The sequence below is a fragment of the Rhodococcus wratislaviensis genome (genome assembly GCF_041228765.1).
Taxonomy (GTDB): Bacteria; Actinomycetota; Actinomycetes; order Mycobacteriales; family Mycobacteriaceae; genus Rhodococcus_F; species Rhodococcus_F wratislaviensis.
The window spans coordinates 4,807,319-4,826,203 of the sequence record NZ_CP150488.1 but is presented as its reverse complement, the minus strand read 5'-3'; the positions used below and the strand labels follow the sequence as shown (position 1 = coordinate 4,826,203).

The following is an 18,885-nucleotide window of genomic DNA, read 5'->3' as shown; positions in this document are numbered from 1 at the left end:
CCTGTCCTCCGTGACCCCTTCTGATTGCCGAGGTCACCAGTTTCAGTCAACTCGCCCGCAGAGCCTCTGTCGAGAACCTCGATCGCGCCGTCACCGTCGCAGCAAGAGCGCGCTGTCTCCGAACTCGTGCCACAGGTAACCGCGTGCAAGCGCCTCGTCGTAGGCGTGGCGGACGGCGCCCTCCCCCACCACCGATTCGAGCAGCATCAGGTGCGACGCCCCCGGTGCGTGCCAACCCGTGATCAGGCCGTCCACCACCTGGGTCGGCCTCCCCGCACTCAGCACCAGGTCCGTCCAGCCGGCGCCCGCCACCGCCATACCGTCCGAAGTCGCCTGCGTCTCGAGGGCCCTGGTCACGGTGGTGCCGACCGCGATGACGCGGCCACCGGCGGCACGCCGGTCGTTGACCAGCTGTGCCGTCTGCTCCGGCACCTCGTACCGCTCCGGGATCGGCGGCTCCCCACGCTCCGGCGAGGAGACACCCGTGTGCAGCAGGATCGGCGCCATCACCACCCCCGAGGTCGCCAGATCGGTGACCATCGGGTGGGTGAACGGCCTCGCAGCGCTGGCCATCTCGGCGCTTCCACCGGTGCGGCCGAAGATCGTCTGGTACGACGGCAGCGGCCAGCGGTCGTGGACATACGCGTAGGTGATCGGACGGCCCGATGTGGCGAGCAGTTCCGCGGCTACGTCCTTGACGCCGACGATCGAGGCCCGCCACAGCCTCGTCGAGCCGACGGGCCACGGTTCCATGAGCGTCGCGACAACGCCGCGCGGCAGAATGATCCGCGTTTCCGCCGCGACCGTGTCGAGGGCACCGGAGACCGGCCCCGGCGCTCGCACCTCGACCGCCCAGTCACCGTCGCCGATGTCGGTGGAGAAATGCACGACCACGGGTCCTACGGCGTCGACGGTCCCGTCGACCGCCGCGGCCAACGTCGACGACGCGTTCACCACCACCACGTCGCCCGGCCTGAGAAAGCGCGGTAGGTCGTGAAATCTGGTGTGCTCCACTCGTCCCCGATCGGACACCAGAAGCCGCACCGCGTCGCGCAGCAGCCCCCGGCTCTCCGGTGGACCGCTCGCCTCCAATCGCCGAGGCAGCACGAACCGGAACTCGGCCGCGGATGCGACGCGTGCGCCGGTCACGACGACACCACCGTGTTCGCTGCGACCGCGAAATCCGACGCACGGTACCGGCCGCTGGGCGGGCTCGTGTCGAACAAATTCAGCAGCGCCGGTACCACGGTCTCCGGGTCGGGCCGATCCGAGATGTCCTCGCCGGGGAACGCCGCCTGGTGCATCTCGGTGCGCATGTCGCCGGGATCGAATGCGTATACCGCGAGGCCGGGCTCCTCGACCGCCAGCACCGCGGTCGCGTGGTCGAGCGCCGCCTTCGCAGCCCCGTACCCGCCCCAGCCCGCGTAGGCCTCGACCGCGGCATCCGAGGAAATGTTGATCACGGTCCCGCCCGCGTTCCGCACATACTCGATCAGCGCGGCGATCAATGCGAGCGGGGCCAGCACATCGGTCGCGAAGACCTGCGCCAACGCGTCCTCCGGATACCGGGCGAGGGTGGGCATCGGGCTGGGTCCGAGCGCGCTGGCGTTGTTGAGCAACAGGTCCAGTCGCCCCCGCGCCGCGATCTCCTCGCCGATGCGCTCGCGCTGCCGCGGATCGGTCACGTCACCGGGGAGCGCGGTGATGGTGTGTGCCCGAGCGGCGACCCGATCGAGCGGTTCGACCCGCCTGCCGGTGACGATCACCTCCCAGCCGCGTTCCGCGAGCGCGAGTGCGCTCGCCCGTCCCAGCCCTGCCGATCCCCCTGTGATCAGCGCCGTCCTGGTGTCGTTCATCGCAGACTCCTTGCCTCCAGTGACATCTGCGACCATGGTGAAACCTAAAGTCCACTTCATGTCAAGGCCGCAGGTCCAGCCGGCCGCCTGGCCGGTTCCCGGCGCGCACGCACAGGGGTGGGATTTCAGGATGGAGCGGACGATAATTGGGGTCCCTACAGTGAGACGAATCGAGAGTGACTTCGCATGGACACATTCGCAGTGCGATCGGCGGTCGCGGCGACCGCCGCACTCGCCATCTTTTCAATACCCGGTGTCGCGGCCGCGGCACCGAACCTGCACGGGGATCCGAAGACGCCGGGCACACAGGTTCAGGTCGAAAGCGAACCGGGCGATTCGAACAGCTACACGTGCGGGGCAGTCGGCGTCGCGGGGGCCGGAGTCGGGTCGAATTCCTCCGGTGGCGCCGGTCAGGTCAACGGCGCGTACTTCGGTCCCGGCCCCGTCCAGGGCGGCTGCGTGGGTAGCGACGGATCGGTCTACTTTCCGACGGGTAACGCCGAATGACGGCGCGCCCGAACGCTAGATCCTCTCGATGGTGGCGAACCAGGCCGGTGCGCCGTCGTCGTGGAATCTCGTCTCGATCCGGTCCGGTTCGATGGCGACGACCTTCCATCCATCGCTGGGGTCGAACGCCGCTCTCAGCTCCTCCCGGCTGACGGGGTGCGGGCCGGTATCGGGACCATTGTCGCTGAAGCACAACACATATACGGTTCCGCCGTGTTCGGTCACCGACGCCACACTCGCCACGTAACGGGGTCGCTCGTCGGCGTCGAACGTGTGGAACAGTCCGCAGTCCAGCACGGTCTCGAACCGGCGGCCGGTGTGTTCCAATCGGAACGCGTCGGCCAGCGCAAACTCGACCTCGATCCGACGGTCGTCGGCCTTCTCCCGGGCGATCGCCAGTGCCGTCTCAGCCACGTCGACGCCCAGCACCTGCAATCCCAGTGAGGCGACGTGAAGGGCGTTCTCGCCGGTCCCGCAGCCCGCATCGAGCACCGCTCCTGCGAATCCGCCCTCGGACGCCACCCGCACGATCGCCGGCTGCGGCCTGCCGACATCCCACGGCGCAGGCCCCTCCTGGTAGGACGCATCCCACGACCGTCCCGTCATCCGTTCGTGACTGGTGGGGCGCCGACCATTGAACGGATCGTCGGCCAGGGGTCCTGATCGCTCCGACAACTTCGTCGCCTCCCTGCAGCTGATCGTGCCACCTCATCTTGGCACGGCACTGCGCTGTTCTCGACCCTCGACACCGCGACTGCCTGCACTACAATTGCTGAATAGATTGTTCGAATGTCTTAACATACAATCTGGACATGAGCGTAAAAATCGGAATCGTCGGGTACGGGCTGGGCGGCCGGTACTTCCATGCACCGTTCGTCGACGCGGCCACGGGAATCACGCTGGGCGGCATCGTGACCCGCTCCGCCTCCCGTGTCGCCCAGGCTGAAGCGGACTTCCCTGGAGTGCCGGTGTTCGCGAGCCTCGGCGAGGTCATCGACTCCGGCGTCGATGCCGTCACGATCACCACCCCGCCGCAGACGCGGCGCGAGCTCGTACTCGAGGCAATCGGGCGGGGCGTGCACGTGATCGCGGACAAGCCCTTCGCGCCGGATGTCGAGACGGCCCGCGAGTTGGTAGCAGCCGCAGACCACGCCGGCGTGCTGCTCAGCGTCTACCACAACCGTCGATACGACGCCGACATCCGCACGCTGATGTCGGTGTTGCCGCGACTCGGCGACATCTGGCGTATCGAATCCCATTTCGACCTGGACGGCGCCGACACGCTCGAATCCGGCCCGACCGGCGGGTTGCTGCGAGACATCGGCGCACACGTCGTCGACCAAATGCTGTGGTTGTTCGGTCCGGCAGAGAGGGTCGACGCCCACCTCGATCATGTCGACCGCCCGGAGGGGCGCACCGACGCCGGTTTCGTCGTCAACATCGCACACCGCAGTGGGGTCTATTCGAGCGTCTCGTCGAGCAAGGTCAACCATCTCGAAGGGCGGCGGCTGCGCGCATTCGGCAGCTTGGGCAGCTACGTGGCGGACGGTACGGACGTACAGGCACAGGCCCTGTTCGCGGGGACACGGCCCGTCGACGATCCCACCGGATGGGGATACGAGCGACGCGAACGGTGGGGCGTCCTCCACACCGCGGATGGCGCGGAAACGGTCCCGTCGCAACGGGGTGCGTATCAGGACTACTACACGGAATTCGCGGCCGCAGTTGCCGGCACCGGCGAGCAACCGGTGCCGGCCCGTACCGCGCTCGGCACCATCGCGGTGTTGGCAGCGGCTCGGGAGGCCGCCGAGAGTGGCAGCACAGTCATCGTGCCGTCCGTCGACTGACGGCGATTGCGGCGGCACTCGCGTCGCGTCCGGGCTCAGGATGCGGAGTCGAGAAATCCGGCGACAGCCTTGTTCACGGAATGTGGTCGCTCCATGTTCGTCGCGTGGCCTGCGCGCGGGACGACGATCGACGCTCCGTTCGGTGCGAGTGCTGCAGCCGCTGCGGCGTGTGCCGACGGCCAGAACTCGCTGTCGGAACCGGCAACGAAGAGCACGGGAAGATCGCACGAACGGATCGTCGAACGCCAGTCGCATTTCGCATGATCGTTCAACAGGGCGAGTTCCGGTGACGACAGTTCCCGGTCGACGCGGCCCATCGCGGTGAGCAAGCGGACCAACCGCATGCCGCGTTTCCAGATCGGGGTGCCGTGGCCGGTCGAGGGAATCCCGTCCGCAAAGAACGTGTCGACGGCGTCCTGGTCGTAGCCGTAGAATCCATACGCCCACTCCGGTGCATTGAGCATCCGCGGAGTCTGATCGACCACAACCGCCGCACGAAGCCGCACCGTGCCGTACGTGTCGATGTACGACCAGATCGTGTTCCCACCCATCGAGCCTCCGATTATCGCCGCACCTTGCAGATCGAGTTTCTCGATGAGTACGTGGACAAGTTCTGCGCGTGTCTGCATCGTTGTTCCGTGCGGCATGGCGGGAGCCGTCCCGTGGCCTGGCAGATCCACAGCTATGACGCAGTGACCGGCCTGGATCAGCGACGCGATCTGATAACGCCACGACGTGGCCGGGGCCGTGAAACCCGCCAGCAGGATCACGCACGACGACGAGCCGCCGTCACCGTGCACGGTGTAGTCGATTCGATCCCCGTCAAATTCGATGGATGGCACTGCTTCTCCTGTCGCACTCGCGAGTCCCGGCTGACACGCCATGGTGCGCGTCTGCGGTTACTGCGACGGTAGTACGGCCTGGGGGATCCCTCCATGGAGGACTTCTCCACAACGAAAGGGTTTCCCTGTGGATCGACCCCCGAAGGTCCGTCGGTGCCGCCGTCCACGAAATTCCCGGACCGTCGGGTGTAACGTTCCGGGCTCTCGCAGACACCATTCGAGTAGCTGTGGACGTTGGGCCCACGCATTCGAACAGGACACTACGAAATGCACACCTCACTTCCCCACTCGGAGATTTCATACGCGACGAATCCTTCAGCCGCCGTGAGCCATCTCCCTCGAATCCCCCTGCGAAACCGATTCGCCACGGCCGCCGTCGCCGCCGCGCTCGCCGTCATCCCTCTCGGAGGCGCCACCGCCATCGCGACAGCGGCCGAACACCCCGTCACGACAGTCGCCGCACCCACCATCCCCGGCGACCGCGGTGACAACGGTGACGGCCCCCGCCACGACCGGCAACGCGACCAACGGCAAGAACGCAGGGACCAGAGCATGACGCTCGACGAACTCCTCGTCGGATGGAACAACAGTCGGATTCACCAGATGTGACGACGCGCGGCGGAACCGAGGACGACGCCGGTATTCGTCATCCTCGGTCCCACATGCCTTTCTCGAGTCAGCCTGGAGTGGATTCCGATCGTCGCTCATAGCGCGAGCGAGCCATCGTATGCGCCCGGCACAGCAACTCTCGCGTGACTTCGCCGGTGCGTGCGCCCGGGTCGATGACCGCCAGCCAGGCCAGGGAGCCATAGACGGGATGCGCGATGACGGTGTCGGGCGCACCGGCGTCGAGGTCGGCGACGCCCTGCTCTCGCGGTGCGCGGCCGGTTGCCTCGATGAACGCCTCCTTCCCGGCACGGATGTTCACCCGGAACGCACCCGCGCGGTCCAGACCCGAGCTTTCGTCGCCGGGGTAGTTCTTGGTGACGATCGTGGCAAAGGGCTGGGTCCTGTCGGGAACGATTCGATCCGGCGCGTAATAGAAGAAAGTGTCACCCCAGCTGATCTCCGGCGAACCGTCGCCGGGTGCAGGCCTGAGCGTCAGAACGTCGCCGAGGCCTTCGACGAAGTCGATGATGTCGTCCATGGTCATAGCTTCCAGCGTTTCATTAAAGTACTCGTGGAGACCCCGAGGAGCACATACAGGAGAAATACGGTGAAAAGTCTCCAATCACGTCAACTCCGGACCGTCGATGTGGCCCGGCGTGCCGGGTGCTCCGTGCAGCAGGTGCGCAACCTCGAACGCGACGGGGTGCTGCCTCCCGCGACCCGCACAGCCACCGGATACCGGATCTACACCGACGCGCATGTGCAATCCGCGATCGCCTATCGAGACCTCGCCGTCGGCGCCGGCCCGGTCGAAGCCAAACGGATCGTGCGCAGCGCGCACACATGCCCGGCCGCGACAACGCTCGCCCTCCTCGACGCCGTGCACGCCCGACTCCACGCAGAACGAACCGAACTCGCGCTGGCGAAGCAGGCCGCCGATGTGATCTCGACCGAGCCGATCGACGGCGTACAGGCCTCGGACTGGATGAGCGTGAGCGAACTCGCCGTCGCCCTGGGCATCCGCCCCTCCACGTTGCGGCACTGGGACACAGAGGGACTCGTCGTACCAGACCGGGACACACCCACAGGAGCGCGCCGATACTCCCCGTCCCAGGTCCGCGACGCTCGCGTCGTGCATCAGCTCCGCAAGGCCGGTTACCGCATCGCACCTCTCCGTGCGGTCATGACACAACTCGCGCGCACACCCGGATCAGGTGACATCGGCGCGGCGCTCGCTACCCGCGACCAGGCCACCACAGCCCGCTCCCGAGCCTTGCTCGACGCAACCGCCGCGCTCACCGTGCTCCTCACACTTCACGACGGGGCCGTCAGTGCGCGCGCGAAAACACCGCCACCAGAAAGTCGGAATCCTCCGTGAACGGGCGCAGATCCCATGTCGAGAACAGCAGGTCCGCCGTCAGGCCGCTGGCCTGAGCGTCCGCGAGAAATTGCGAGAACTCGTAGCCTCGGTCCGCGCCGAACCCCACAACCACTCGGCCGGTCGGGGCGAGATGAGCGGCAAACCCCGCCAGCACCGACTCCCGGGTCGACGGCGCCAGGAAAGTCATCACGTTGCCCGCACAGACGATCACCTCGAAATCGGCCTCCACCCCGCGGGCCGGCAGATCCAATTCCGCAAGATCACCAACCAGCCACGTCGGACCCGGGTGATCCTCCTCGGCCACGTGGATGAGCACGGGATCTACATCGACACCCACCACCACATGACCGGCATCGTGCAAATAGCCACCGAGGCGGCCGAGTCCGCACCCCGCGTCGAGTATCCGACCGCCGCGGCCGAGCATCGCATCGACCAGACGCGCCTCCCCCACGATGTCCTTGCCCTGCGCCTCCATCGCCCGGAACCGCTCGACGTACCACATCGAATGCCCTGGGTCAGCTGCGGTGATCTCCTCCCACTGGCTGGGGATGCGCTCCTCGGGGGTACGTGCACTCATTACCGATTCCTCCTCGATCCGGCCCGCCCGGCGAGCCACTGCCACCGTATGCGACCGAACCTCGGCACCCACCCGCAGGCCCAGCGGTGATCCGTCACCGCGACGGTCTCGATCAGCGGGACGCCGCGGCCGAGTCAGCCGGTCGTCCGAGGAAGATCGAGCCATGCCGGAGTCCCTGCCCGCCCGCGTCCAGATCGCCGACCGCCTGCACGTCGTGGCTGTCCTGCTCGACACGAAAGACTGGCCGGGGTTCGCGGCGACGCTCACCGAAGATGTCGTGGCCTACGGGCGGACCGGGCCGGCGGACGTGGTCGCCCGCGTCCGCTCCCACCTCGACGTCTGCGGCGCCACCCAGCACCTGCTCGGCAACATCCGCATCGAGGTCGACGGTGACGAGGCGCGCACTCGGTCCTACTTCCGGGCGTTTCACGTCGGCCTCGGCGACCGCGCCGGCACGACGTACGAATGCCTCGGCGAGTACCGGGACGAGTGGCGACGCGGATCGTCGGGCTGGTTGCTGGCCGGGCGGGTGATCGATGTCCGCGCCGAAATCGGCGACCGGGGTGTCATCGCGCCCCTGAGCTGAACGTGCCGAGTTCCGCCCTCGCCTCGGACACGTTCTCCTCGCCGACGGCTCAGCTGTGGTCCCCGCACACCGCGGATGCCGGATCCGGTGCGCAGATCTGCTGCCACGTGTAGAAGCCGGAGTCGACCACGACGGAGAGGTTGTCCTTCGTAATGTTCTGCACGGGCAGGAACACCGTCGGCACGGCCATGTACTGGTTGTCGATCGTGCCGTTGATCATGTCCTCCGGAATGCCTTCGCCGTGCAGGATCGACGTCGTCAGCTGCGCGGCGACCTTCGCCTGGTCGGACAGATTCTTGAAGATCGTATTGTCGAGAGTCCCCTGTGCAATCAGTTGCAGCGCAGCGAGATTGGCATCTTGTCCCCCGGTGACCGGTATCCGCCCGGCGAGACCGCGCCCGGCCAGAGCCGCGACGATTCCGCCTCCCAGGTCGTCGTTCATGGTGACGAACAGTGCGATGTCGTTGTTCTCACGGGTCAGGCATTCCTCGGCGAATGCCTGACCTTCGGCCGGGTCCCAGTCGTCGATCGCGGTCTCGCAGACCACGCGGATCTTGCCGCTGTCGGCGAGCGGCTGCAGATACTCGTCCTGACCGAGCAGAAATTGACGGGTGCCGTATTCACCGAGGTTTCCCTCCACCCGGGCGATCTTCACACCGTCGCCGGGCATCGCGGCGATCAGGTCCGCGGCGCGGCTCCCCTGCCGTCGGCCGACCTCGAGGGGGTCGAAGATCACCTGAACGTCCGCCGGTCCACCGACCGCGTCGTGGTCGTAGAGCACCACCGGAACGTTCGCCTCGGCGGCGGCGGTCAAGGCTCCACCCGAGTATCTCGCGTCCGTGGAGATCAGCACGAGCACGGACGCGCCATCCGCGATCGCCGACTCGACCTGGCTCTGCTGGCGAGCGGGATCGCCTTCGGCGTTGCGGACGGTGACCGTCGCCTCCGGCGCGAACAGCTCCAGGAAGTCGGTGAACAAGGGTTCGTCTCGCTCCACGAATCGGGTGGTCGTCGTGTTCGGCAAGAGAAAGAAGACCTTCTCCGCGGCATCGTCGCTCCGCGGCGCTGGGGCCGCGCAGGCCCCGAGAACCACCGCTGCGACGGCGGCCGCGACGCCGAACGCGCGCACCCCTGTCTTCATGAGCCCGCCTTCATGAGCTGAGGACCTCCGGGCTGATCGTGCCCAGTCTCGATGTACCCGCGGGCGACGCCCGCTACTCCTGCGCCGTCGATGCTTTCGGTGTTTTCCGACCGTGATCGGCGCACACTGAGTGCAGGGATGAGGAGGAGTGGGTTGTTCGACCAGGACCGCGGTGCCGTATCCAGCGGAGATCGTGACACTTCGCTGGCCGACGAGCATCTCCTGAACGAATCCCTACTCGTCGAACCCGAGGTCCGCCGGCGCCCCTGGCGCGAGTTCCTCGCGTCGACGCCCGGACGCCTGTCCCTCCTCGCCGTCGTCCTCGTCGTGGTGGCGCTGACGGCTGGTCTCGTGACGTCCGCCGTCGTCGCCGCGAGGCAGCAACGGATGGAAACCCTTCGCGCCCACACCGAACCGCTGGCGGACGCCGCGCAGAATCTGTTCAGCTCGTTGTCCATCGCCGACGCGGCAGCGACGTCGTCGTTCATCGCGGGTGCCATCGAGCCGCTCGCGGTGCGCGACCGGTACAACCAGGCGATCGGCGACGCGTCGAACGCACTCGTCACCGCGTCGTACGGCGTCACCTCCGGCGACGTGGAATCGCTGCGGCTGCTCACCGAGATGTCGCGGCACGTTGCCGTGTACACGGACCTGGTGGCGACCGCACGGTCCAACGATTCCGCGGGAAATCCGGTCGGGGTGGCGTATCTCGGGACTGCATCCGCTCTGATGCAGGACACCATCCTGCCCTTGGCCGAACGCCTCTACAACGACCAGGCTCGCGCCGTCGCCGACACGCAGTCCCATACCGCCAGGTTGCCCGCCACCGCCATAGCGGTCGCGTCGGCCGGGGTCGTCGTCCTCGCCGTCGCGCACGCGTACGTCGGGCATCGAAGCCGCCGCCGGGTCAATCCCGGACTGGCGTGTGCGACGGTGCTGCTGGCTGCTCTCGTCGTATGGATCGTGGTCGCCGGGCTGTTGTCGACATCGGCGAGCGAACGCGCACGGATCGACGGCGCCGAACCCCTCGCTGCGGTCACGAAGGCGAGGATCCTCGCCCAACAGGCCCGCGCCGACGAGACGCTCGGGCTGCTTCGTCCGGGTTTCGATCCGGCCGGAAGCGATTACGCCCGGCACACGGACGCACTCGCGGCGATTCTGAACTCGGACGCGTCGCGGCACACCGTCGTCGCACCGACGATCGACGATGCGTCGGCCGCGTTCGACGGATGGCGGAGCGCGCACCGGGATCTACAGCAGAAGCTCGCAGACGGCGACTACCAGGGCGCGGCGGACGTCGCGGTCGGTCCGGGATCGACGGCATCGACGGCCCAGTTCCGGGCCCTCGACGAATCGCTCGAAGACGCCATCACCGCTCTACGCACCGAGGAACTCGACGCGATGCGGGAGTCGTACCGCACGATGGCGGCGCTCGCCGTGGGTGGCATCGTGCTCGCCGTTTCCGCAGCGCTCGCCGTCGTTGCGGGGATCGAGCCCAGAGTGAGCGAGTACCACTGATGGTGCGACCATACCCGGAACGGCGACCGCGCTCCGCCCGGCTGCTCGCCGGCCTCGCGGTCGGAGCCGTCCTGCTTGCCGGTTGCGGCGCCCCCGATGCACCCACCCCGAGGTTCTCCGGGGACTTCACGGAGTTTCCCCTGTCGGCCGGCGCCCAGCTCATCGCGCCGCCCGAAGAGCCACCACCCGCCACGGAGACGTCGGCATGTGCAGCACACGCCAGTCTCCGTCCGGGGACTCCGAGCCTCGGCGGCACGCTCGGCGATATTCGTGCCCGCGGGACGGTGGTCGTCGCGGTCGACCAGAACACCAACCTGTTCAGTTTCCGCGACCCGACTACCGGCGCGCTCACCGGATTCGGCGTCGACCTGGCGCGGGAGGTCGCACGTGATCTGCTCGGCGACCCCACCAAGGTCGAGTTCCGCCCGCTCGGAACCGATGACGGCGCCGAGATGCTCGCTCACCGCGACGCGGACATGGTCGTGCGTCCGGTGGCGCTGCCCTGCGAAGCTCCCCAGGACTTGGCGTTCTCCGCGGTGTATCTCGAGGCATCCCGCCGGCTCGTGGTACGGCACGGGTCGGGCATCTCCGAACCGGCCGACCTTGCCCGGCGACGAGTCTGCACGCACCACGACCCGGCGTCGGTGTCGGCACTGTCGCGTATCGCCCCCAAAGCCACGATCCTCGCAGTACCCGACTGGGACGACTGCCTCATGGCCCTCCAGCAGCGGCAGGTCGACGCGATAGCAGGTGCCGCAGTCCTCGCCGGCCTCGTCGCCCAGGATCCGAATCTCGAAATCGTCGGTCCCGAAACCGATTCTGCCGAATACGCCATCGGCGTCGCTCCCGGAAACGACGACCTCGTCCGGTTCGTCAACGGCACACTGGAGCGCCTGCGCACTGACGGAACCTGGACTGTTCTCTACGATCGGTGGCTGTCGTCGCTCGGCCCGGCACCCGGACCGCCGGTGCCGCAGTACCAGGACTGACGATCCTCCGGACTGACCGCGTCCCGGTTCAGTTCGGATCGTCGTCAGCAACGGTCTTGGGTAGGCCGGTCCCCATCGGGTCGAGCAGGGCTGTGGTGCGGGAACCCCATCGCTCGTGCGCGGATTGACGGGTCATCCCGGCAGCCTTGCCGATGGTTGCCCACGTCGCTCCCTGAAAGCGCAGGCCGAGAACGGTTTCGATGCCGTCGAGCCCGGCGGCGAGCTGTATGCGGAGACTCAGCAGATGCCAGGCCAGGGTGCGCTGATCGGGAATGTCCGTGCCCTGCTCGGCGTCCCATTCCGCCGTGCCGGGCAGCGGCCCGGTGCCGATGATTTCGTCCGCGTGACGGCTTGCTTCGGCGGCCGCAGCCGTTATGACCGCGCGAGCAGCGGCATCGGTATTCGCACTGACGGCACGTTCGACAAGTTCCATGACAACCTCATTTCTGTCAGGTACAGCCTGACAGAGGTCCGACTCGGCGTCAAGGATTACCTGACATGAGGGACACGCGACCGGACCTGACGTGGATATGGTTGCCACCCATCGTTCGGGCTCGGCCGAATCACCCTGTCGATCCCGCCCGGAGCAGCGCTGCGAGGTGAGTGATGTCGGTCGCGGAAATGTCCCAGCTGCCTGTTGACGCGAGATCACTGCTCTGGTGAGGTCCGTGTTCGACGGGCCGGAGAATGAACGCTGTGGCCAGACCCACAGCGTGAGCGGCCTCGAGGTCGTCGTTGTGTGCGGCGGCGAGCATGACTTCGCTCGGGTGAAGACCCAGAAACTGCGCTGTGCGCAGGTAGGCCTGGGGATCAGGTTTGTATTTTCGGTTGATGTCGGAGCCGATGATCACGTCCCACGGGATTCCGGCGTTCTTGGCCATGTCGAGCAGAAGAGAAGTATTGCCGTTCGAGAGCGGGCCGATGATGTAGTCGGTCTTGAGTGCCGTGAGTCCCGGCACGCTGTCGGGCCAGGGGGTGAGCACATGCCAGGCGCGCGCGAGCTCGTCGAGCTCTCCGGCATCGTGATTCGTGGGGTCGATGCCCGATTCGCGGAGCGCGAAGTCGAGGTTCTCGCGGTGCAAGACATCGAGAATCACGAACTCGCGGGTGCCGGAAAGGATGGCTCCCATGGACGGCCGGTAACGGGCGCGCCACCGGTCGGCGAAGGCAAATGCGTCCACCTCGAGCTCATGGCGCGCCGCGTAGTCCGCGACAGCGGCGGCGATACCGGTGCGCCAGTCGACAACGGTGCCAAAGGTATCGAACAACACGGCGCGAATTTTGCTTCCCGTCGACGGGGACCGGAACGGCACACCAGCCATGGGCGTCCTTTCGACTCGAACGTACGACGTGGCATCACAATAGTGCCGTCATGCAAGGCCGTCGGCGAATCGAACGGAGCGCTCGCGGGTCAGCGCCGGCTTCAGTAGCGGGAGTAGTGCTGTCCACTCACCTGCTCACCGGCGCAGATGCACTTACGGTCGAGGCTTCGCGCCGAGGTCACGGCACAGAAGCGAATCCCGAGCGCATCGTGGGAATCAGCGGTGTGTGGGCACGCCGTGCACGACTCCGCCGATTCCAGCGCCGGCGCGGGACTCGGTGACTCGGTGACGAGGAAATCTGACACTTCAGTCGGGTTCGACGCCATGGCGGCGCTCCAGTTCTCGGCCCTTCGACTGCAGGCCGGTGTGGGCGCCGAGGACGACATGGCATGACCGCGCATATTCGAATAACCCTCGACATCCCCCACGGTACTCCCCCACCGCCCAACCCCCTCCGATCCCCGGGTGATTGCCAGCCGTCAGGGATCGTCCGGCGCTGCGGGGAGCGTGACGACCTGAGCGGCATACGTGAGACCCGCACCGAATCCGATGAGCAGTCCGGTGTCTCCCGCGTGCGCTCGACCGGTCCGCAGGAGCGTCTCCACGGCCAGCGGGACGGAGGCCGCGGACGTGTTTCCAGCATCGACGATGTCGCGGGCGACCACCGTGCTCGGTAGTAGTTTCAGGCGCTTGGAGATCGCTTCGGTGATGCGCCGATTGGCCTGATGCGCGATGAACGCATCCAACTGTTCCACCGTGACGCCGGCTCGGTCCAGGGCGGCTCGTGCAATCTTCTCCATTTCGACGGTGGCCCAGCGAAACACAGCCGGACCGTTGAACTTCACCCACGGGTGTGGCCCCGTGGGATTGTCACGAAACTCCGTCCAGGACAGTTCCTGCGCTAGGACGTGGGCGAGCGAGCCGTCCGAGCCCCATTCCACCGGTCCGATTCCTGCCTGTGGTGAAGCACCGACCACGACAGCACCCGCGCCGTCGGCGAAGATGAATGCAGTCGACTTGTCCGTGAGGTCGACGAATTCGCTGGCACGCTCGCAGCCGATCTGGTCGGCGGACACCTGCGAAGCCCGCAGAGCGTCCCGCCCCGCGGCCGTGGCCATGTCGATCACCGTTTCGTCCGGCCCGGCGAATCGCCGGTTCCGGATGCCGGATCGGACTCGGATCCATTCGTCGGTGGAATCGATCTGCCGGCAGATCTCGTCATTGGTCACCACCCGCTCCGGCCGGTAGACACCCAACCCCAGAATGGAACTGTGTTGTAGCTCTTCTGCATTGGCTATCGAAGCAGTCATGGGCTTCTCCGCTGTTGCACCCGCGACATTCATCGGTGGCATCCACGGGTGGGATTGCCATCCAGTGTCGGCGTGAGCCGCGGCGCGAGACAGCCACCCTGGGGTGGTATGACGGCACCCCTCCCTGTGTCGGCGACCGATCGCCGGCCAACTGGCGAGGTAGCCGAGTAGAAATCGCACACTTCCGCCCCGAGCCCGTGGGTCCGACAATAGGGAGCGTGAGTTCTCGACCTTCCGCCGCAGAGTGGGCGCTGAGTCAGGTCCATGCCGTGCGTGACGATCCTGCAGCCCGTCACGAGCTCATCGCCCGTACCTATCACGGTCCGATCGGCAGCGCACCCCGGCACCTGCCGTTCCGTCGGGCGGCTTTGTCGTTCATGCGCTGGCAGATTCGCCGCGGCGTGCTGGCGCCGCTCGGTGCAATGCCGCCCGGAAGTCCGTGGTGGCGAGCGGTCAACGAGCGGCTGATCCGCGACGGCTGCGAGGCTGTTGCCCGGAGCGGCGGAATGGGAGGGACGCCGTCCTCGCACACGGTCGATCTGTGGATGCGGTTCGTCGCCGATCCGACCGCACGCACGTGGTACCGCGCCCACAATGCGAGCATCGCCTCCGCCTACCTGGACCATCGCGACCTTGCCTGCACCGAGAGCCGTCCGGAGCGCTTCTTTCTCAACGTCGTACTGCTCCGTGTTCTCTATGCCCATGCCTTGGTCGCGGCGCCGCGACTGGCGCTCGGGCCGCTCGCGCCTGCCGGTCCTCTTCTGGGAGATCCCCGTCTCTCGATGACCGGGATCTTCCTGTCCCTTTCTCGGGTCCTCCCCGACCGATATCCCCTCGGGGACGACGTCGCGGCATATGTCGCCGCTGAGCACAACGTCGGCGAGATGCTGGATTACGGCCTGATCGGGCCGCGACTGCAGCGATTGTACGAATGGTCAGCCGAAAAACTCGACGAGCCGGGGCTACTCGACTGCATTTGTGACGGTAGTCCGACGTACGCCTGGTCCTACGCTGATTGCGAGGTTTGGCATCCGGCGACCCCCGCCGCCACGATTCGCGCGGTTCGGCGGATATTGCCGGCAAAATAGGGGTCGGCCTCGCTGCCGGCCGGATTCGGACCGGACGCGGCGGAGTCGCTCGAGAAGTACAGTGCTCCGATGACGGTGCGCGAAGGCCGAGTAGTGCTGCTCGACGAGGCAGGCGCCCAGGTCGGCACTGCGGCCGAAGCGACGGTACATACCTCGGCGACACCGCTGCACCTTGCGTTTTCCGCACACTTCGGAACTGCCACCAGCGGCACGCACAGCGTGAACCGCTCAACGCAAGCGGCGGGAATCTCTGTCTCGGTCAGGAGCTCGGGCGTTCGAACACATCGGTAGCTGGACACCGATCGCTCCGGCACACGGCTCGACCTTGTGATGATCCGGTCCTCGGCGTTGTACCTCTATCGGCGGGTCATCCGCGTGCCTCGACCAAGTTAAGTATCTTGAGCTACGTCATTATATTTACACGAAGGGACAGGCCCACATGACCCGCACCATCGCAGTGGTCAACCATAAAGGCGGCTCCACCAAAACCACGAGCGCGGTCAACCTCGCCCAAGCCCTCGTCGAAGCCGGCTACACCGTCCGCGTCGTCGACCTCGACCCACAATGCAACGCCACCACCTGGCTCGGCGCCACACCCGAAGCCGTCGACAACGATGTCCTGTCGGTACTCATGCTGGTGGCGAGCATCGAAGAAGCCACCACCATCACCGCGTCCGGGATCCACCTCGTTCCTGCCACCAAGGAACTCGATTCCGTCGGTCCCTACTTCCTCAAGAAGCCCGGTGCACACGGCATCCTGCGCAAAACCCTCGCCAGCGCCCCCGAAGTCGACTTCAATCTCCTCGACTGCCCCGGCGACTTCGACCACCTGACGATCAGCGCACTCGTCGCCTGCACCGAAGTGCTCGCCGCTGTCATGACGGGAGCCATGGAACTCGAAGCGCTTATGCGGATCGAGAATTACATCACTCAGCAGGTCGAACTGCTCAACCCCACTGCACGGCTCAATCACATCCTGTGCGGCCGCGTCGAACTCGGCCAGGTCATCGACCAGCAGGTCCTCGCCGCGCTCCGCGAGACCTACCCCGACCAGACGATGCGCACCATCATCCCGAAGTCCGTCCGTGTCAGCGAAAGCTACAGCGCCGAAGAACCCGTCGTCAGGTGGGCACCGTCCTCCTCCGCGGCCCGCGCCTACCGCGACGCCGCCCAAGAACTCGTCGAAAGGACCTCTGATGAGCGCGACACGTAAACCCGGACTCGCCAACAACCCCCTCGAACGCCGCCACCAGGCCCGCACAGGCGCCCACCAGGACGGGACGTACTCGAGAACCCGTCGCAAGGACCTCCTCACGAGCGTGACACGTAAACCCGGACTCGCCAGCAACCCCCTCGAACGCCGCAAGCCACGACTGCCGAACCTCGTCGAACAGTGCGTGGACGTCGCTCGAGAAGCAGCCACCGTCGCCGAACCCCAACCGGGGCCGGTGGGCCTCGGCGAGGAAAAGAAGACCACCACACGGGTCCCCGCAGACAAGAAGCAGGAATCCGTCTGCATCAACCGCGCCAAGGTCGAGAACGGCAAGAATGCCGTCGCGGCCATCGGCCACATCGCCGGTGCCCCCAACAGTTGGTCCGACCTCGTCGACGAAGCCCTGGCCCACTACCTCGCCGTTCTCGAACGCAAATACAACAATGGCGAGCCTTTCCCGCCGCGCAACGCCGAACTCGTCCGGCGACCACGCGTCAATTAGCCCGCCCAGGAGCAGCCACAATGACATGGAGACCGACCGGCTCATACGTCGCCTCGGATCAGTGAAACCCCTCGTCGCGTGGGCCGATCGGTAGAGCCGTCACCAGGTACAGCGGCCCGCCCTTCGAGCCCTCGGACACCAGAGCACGACGATTCCGGGGAGGGCCGACACCACAAGGGCGAGGATCCACGAAGGAGGAATAGTCACGACCTGTGGACCGGCGGGCCACCCCTTTCCCTGCCTGCCGTGTTGCCGACCACGCTTTGCTGTGTTCGAGTTCTGGGCCGCGTCCGGGGCGGCCGGACGCCAGGAGTCGAACGGCGATGAGTTTCGCCGAGCTTTCCTGTCTGTATCCACAGACCCGATCAACCGCACCCGAGGAGAGCATCATGACCGCCACTTACACCTTCGACGTCTTTTCCAGCCTCGACGGCTACGGCGGCATCAGCGGCGGCGACTGGGGTGGCTACTGGGGCAAGCAAGGCCCCGAGTTGCTCGACCACCGCCTTGCCTTGTACGAGACGGAGCAGCGGATGGTCTTCGGGGCCAACACCTATCGGACGTTCACGCAGCTGCTGGCCTCGAGCACCGAGGAGTCGGTGCGCGACCCATGGGTCACCCGGATGAGGAGCCTGCCGGCAACGGTCGTGTCGACCACCCTGCAGGGACCTCTCGACTGGCCGGACGCGACCGTCGTGAGCGGTGACGCCGTCGACGTCGTCGCCCGGCTCAAGCAGGAGTCCGAGGTGCCGTTGCGCTCGCACGGCAGCCTGTCGATGAACCGGGCGCTGATGGCCGCCGGCCTGGTCGACCGCCTGCAGGTGACGCTCTTCCCTGTGATCACCGGTCAGACCGGTGATGACCCGATCTTCCAGGGTGCGGCCGACTTCGACCTCGAGCTGATCGAGAGCCGGACACTCGACGGCAACATCCAAGAGCTCGTCTACCAGCCCACCCTGCATGTCTGAGTCCGTCCATGCACCCCACCCCGTCAAGCAGCCGACCTGACCTGGAAAGTTCCCTCTGACCGGCATGCCGCGATTGGGTGTTGTGGTGGATGCAAGTGATAGAACTTCTAGCCATGATCCTCCCGAAGGTCCGAGACCCTCGCTTCGTCACCCTCCGCCGCGGTGGGACCCTCACCGACTCGGATCACCAGCTTCTGGCCCTGTGGGCAGCATCGTGCGCGGAGCGCGTCCTACACCTGTTCGAGTCGACTCGGCCTGACGACCCACGACCGCGTCAGGCGATCGAGCACGCCCGCGCTTGGGTGCGCGGGGAGGTCAAGATGATGCAGGCCCGCGCGGCGGGCGGCCATGCGATGGGCGCGGCCAGGGACCTGAGTGGTGCAGCACGGCACGCTGCATACGCTGCGGGGCAGGCGGGAGCCGTCGCGCACGTTGCAGCGCATGAGCTCGGTGCTGCCGCCTATGCGATCAAAGCCGCGCGTGCTGCCGCGCCGAAGGGTGAGGGCGAGGCGGCAGGACGACGTGAATGCCGGTGGCAGCGTGACCAGCTCCCTGAAGCGATTCGCGAGCTCGTACTCGACGACCAGCGATTGCGGAACGACATCTGCTGGTCAGTGTTCGACTGCTGA

23 protein-coding genes are annotated in these 18,885 nt (G+C 66.7%); 12 read left to right on the top strand and 11 right to left on the bottom strand.

What is annotated here, in order from left to right:
* Nucleotides 1-90: 90 nt before the first annotated feature.
* Both WKC72_RS22370 and WKC72_RS22365 read right to left on the bottom strand, forming a co-directional pair.
* Complete coding sequence (locus WKC72_RS22370) at nucleotides 91-1,149, bottom strand: S-adenosylmethionine:tRNA ribosyltransferase-isomerase (RefSeq protein WP_370179242.1); 1,059 nt, start codon at nucleotides 1,147-1,149, stop codon at nucleotides 91-93.
* On the bottom strand, nucleotides 1,146-1,856 hold the full coding sequence (locus WKC72_RS22365; protein ID WP_370179240.1) for an SDR family NAD(P)-dependent oxidoreductase: 711 nt from the start codon (nucleotides 1,854-1,856) through the stop codon (nucleotides 1,146-1,148). The genes WKC72_RS22370 and WKC72_RS22365 overlap by 4 nt, the downstream gene beginning before the upstream one ends.
* Nucleotides 1,857-2,042: 186 nt before the next feature.
* Here WKC72_RS22365 and WKC72_RS22360 point away from each other — a divergent pair, with 186 nt between their 5' ends.
* On the top strand, nucleotides 2,043-2,363 hold the full coding sequence (locus WKC72_RS22360) for a hypothetical protein (RefSeq protein WP_268790542.1): 321 nt from the start codon (nucleotides 2,043-2,045) through the stop codon (nucleotides 2,361-2,363).
* A gap of 15 nt (nucleotides 2,364-2,378) precedes the next feature.
* On the opposite strand, the gene WKC72_RS22355 is transcribed toward WKC72_RS22360, so the two are convergent.
* Nucleotides 2,379-3,038: a class I SAM-dependent methyltransferase gene (locus WKC72_RS22355; RefSeq protein ID WP_370179238.1), complete on the bottom strand. Its 660-nt coding sequence runs from the start codon at nucleotides 3,036-3,038 to the stop codon at nucleotides 2,379-2,381.
* A gap of 137 nt (nucleotides 3,039-3,175) precedes the next feature.
* Here WKC72_RS22355 and WKC72_RS22350 point away from each other — a divergent pair, with 137 nt between their 5' ends.
* On the top strand, nucleotides 3,176-4,210 hold the full coding sequence (locus WKC72_RS22350; RefSeq protein ID WP_112298254.1) for a Gfo/Idh/MocA family oxidoreductase: 1,035 nt from the start codon (nucleotides 3,176-3,178) through the stop codon (nucleotides 4,208-4,210).
* Between the two features lie 35 nt (nucleotides 4,211-4,245).
* Here the strand turns inward: WKC72_RS22350 and WKC72_RS22345 are convergent, their stop codons facing one another.
* Nucleotides 4,246-5,052 (bottom strand): alpha/beta fold hydrolase, encoded by an 807-nt coding sequence (locus WKC72_RS22345; protein ID WP_370179235.1) that lies wholly within the window; start codon nucleotides 5,050-5,052, stop codon nucleotides 4,246-4,248.
* 324 nt (nucleotides 5,053-5,376) lie between these two features.
* Between WKC72_RS22345 and WKC72_RS22340 the strand changes: the two genes are divergently transcribed.
* Nucleotides 5,377-5,661, top strand: a complete 285-nt coding sequence (locus tag WKC72_RS22340; protein ID WP_370179233.1) for a hypothetical protein — start codon at nucleotides 5,377-5,379, stop codon at nucleotides 5,659-5,661.
* 67 nt (nucleotides 5,662-5,728) lie between these two features.
* Here the strand turns inward: WKC72_RS22340 and WKC72_RS22335 are convergent, their stop codons facing one another.
* Nucleotides 5,729-6,205, bottom strand: a complete 477-nt coding sequence (locus tag WKC72_RS22335; protein WP_112298256.1) for a DUF6194 family protein — start codon at nucleotides 6,203-6,205, stop codon at nucleotides 5,729-5,731.
* A 63-nt stretch (nucleotides 6,206-6,268) separates the two neighbouring features.
* Here WKC72_RS22335 and WKC72_RS22330 point away from each other — a divergent pair, with 63 nt between their 5' ends.
* Nucleotides 6,269-7,039, top strand: a complete 771-nt coding sequence (locus WKC72_RS22330) for a MerR family transcriptional regulator (protein ID WP_037233834.1) — start codon at nucleotides 6,269-6,271, stop codon at nucleotides 7,037-7,039.
* Here WKC72_RS22330 and WKC72_RS22325 read toward each other — a convergent pair.
* Nucleotides 6,990-7,619, bottom strand: coding sequence for a bifunctional 2-polyprenyl-6-hydroxyphenol methylase/3-demethylubiquinol 3-O-methyltransferase UbiG (locus WKC72_RS22325; RefSeq protein ID WP_037233837.1), 630 nt, complete (start codon nucleotides 7,617-7,619; stop codon nucleotides 6,990-6,992). The genes WKC72_RS22330 and WKC72_RS22325 overlap by 50 nt on opposite strands.
* A 163-nt stretch (nucleotides 7,620-7,782) precedes the next feature.
* On the opposite strand from WKC72_RS22325, the gene WKC72_RS22320 reads away from it, so the two are divergent.
* Complete coding sequence (locus tag WKC72_RS22320; protein WP_037233840.1) at nucleotides 7,783-8,205, top strand: nuclear transport factor 2 family protein; 423 nt, start codon at nucleotides 7,783-7,785, stop codon at nucleotides 8,203-8,205.
* Nucleotides 8,206-8,254: 49 nt separating this feature from the next.
* On the opposite strand, the gene WKC72_RS22315 is transcribed toward WKC72_RS22320, so the two are convergent.
* Nucleotides 8,255-9,346 (bottom strand): substrate-binding domain-containing protein, encoded by a 1,092-nt coding sequence (locus WKC72_RS22315; RefSeq protein WP_037233844.1) that lies wholly within the window; start codon nucleotides 9,344-9,346, stop codon nucleotides 8,255-8,257.
* 153 nt (nucleotides 9,347-9,499) lie between these two features.
* Between WKC72_RS22315 and WKC72_RS22310 the strand changes: the two genes are divergently transcribed.
* Entirely contained in the window at nucleotides 9,500-10,864 is a 1,365-nt protein-coding gene (locus WKC72_RS22310) for a hypothetical protein (protein WP_370179228.1), read from the top strand.
* Nucleotides 10,864-11,853: a glutamate ABC transporter substrate-binding protein gene (locus WKC72_RS22305; protein ID WP_370179226.1), complete on the top strand. Its 990-nt coding sequence runs from the start codon at nucleotides 10,864-10,866 to the stop codon at nucleotides 11,851-11,853. The genes WKC72_RS22310 and WKC72_RS22305 overlap by 1 nt, the downstream gene beginning before the upstream one ends.
* Nucleotides 11,854-11,881: 28 nt before the next feature.
* Here WKC72_RS22305 and WKC72_RS22300 read toward each other — a convergent pair whose 3' ends face one another.
* From WKC72_RS22300 to WKC72_RS22285, 4 genes are all read right to left on the bottom strand, one after another.
* Nucleotides 11,882-12,286: a hypothetical protein gene (locus WKC72_RS22300; protein ID WP_370179224.1), complete on the bottom strand. Its 405-nt coding sequence runs from the start codon at nucleotides 12,284-12,286 to the stop codon at nucleotides 11,882-11,884.
* Between the two features lie 130 nt (nucleotides 12,287-12,416).
* Nucleotides 12,417-13,175, bottom strand: coding sequence for a haloacid dehalogenase type II (locus tag WKC72_RS22295; protein ID WP_037233857.1), 759 nt, complete (start codon nucleotides 13,173-13,175; stop codon nucleotides 12,417-12,419).
* Between the two features lie 101 nt (nucleotides 13,176-13,276).
* A complete protein-coding gene (locus WKC72_RS22290) occupies nucleotides 13,277-13,501 on the bottom strand; it encodes an RGCVC family protein (RefSeq protein WP_235214366.1) in 225 nt (74 codons plus the stop codon).
* Between the two features lie 153 nt (nucleotides 13,502-13,654).
* Nucleotides 13,655-14,485, bottom strand: a complete 831-nt coding sequence (locus WKC72_RS22285) for a 3-oxoacyl-[acyl-carrier-protein] synthase III C-terminal domain-containing protein (protein WP_370179221.1) — start codon at nucleotides 14,483-14,485, stop codon at nucleotides 13,655-13,657.
* A 269-nt stretch (nucleotides 14,486-14,754) separates the two neighbouring features.
* Between WKC72_RS22285 and WKC72_RS22280 the strand changes: the two genes are divergently transcribed.
* The 5 genes from WKC72_RS22280 (at nucleotide 14,755) to WKC72_RS22260 (ending at nucleotide 18,885) form a co-directional block, all read left to right on the top strand.
* Nucleotides 14,755-15,573: a hypothetical protein gene (locus WKC72_RS22280; RefSeq protein WP_370179219.1), complete on the top strand. Its 819-nt coding sequence runs from the start codon at nucleotides 14,755-14,757 to the stop codon at nucleotides 15,571-15,573.
* A 439-nt stretch (nucleotides 15,574-16,012) separates the two neighbouring features.
* Nucleotides 16,013-16,786: a ParA family protein gene (locus WKC72_RS22275; RefSeq protein WP_037233866.1), complete on the top strand. Its 774-nt coding sequence runs from the start codon at nucleotides 16,013-16,015 to the stop codon at nucleotides 16,784-16,786.
* Nucleotides 16,770-17,288: a hypothetical protein gene (locus WKC72_RS22270; RefSeq protein WP_037233869.1), complete on the top strand. Its 519-nt coding sequence runs from the start codon at nucleotides 16,770-16,772 to the stop codon at nucleotides 17,286-17,288. Before WKC72_RS22275 ends, WKC72_RS22270 begins: the two co-directional genes overlap by 17 nt.
* A gap of 389 nt (nucleotides 17,289-17,677) precedes the next feature.
* Nucleotides 17,678-18,256: a dihydrofolate reductase family protein gene (locus WKC72_RS22265; protein WP_112298834.1), complete on the top strand. Its 579-nt coding sequence runs from the start codon at nucleotides 17,678-17,680 to the stop codon at nucleotides 18,254-18,256.
* 113 nt (nucleotides 18,257-18,369) lie between these two features.
* Entirely contained in the window at nucleotides 18,370-18,885 is a 516-nt protein-coding gene (locus WKC72_RS22260; RefSeq protein ID WP_037234034.1) for a putative immunity protein, read from the top strand.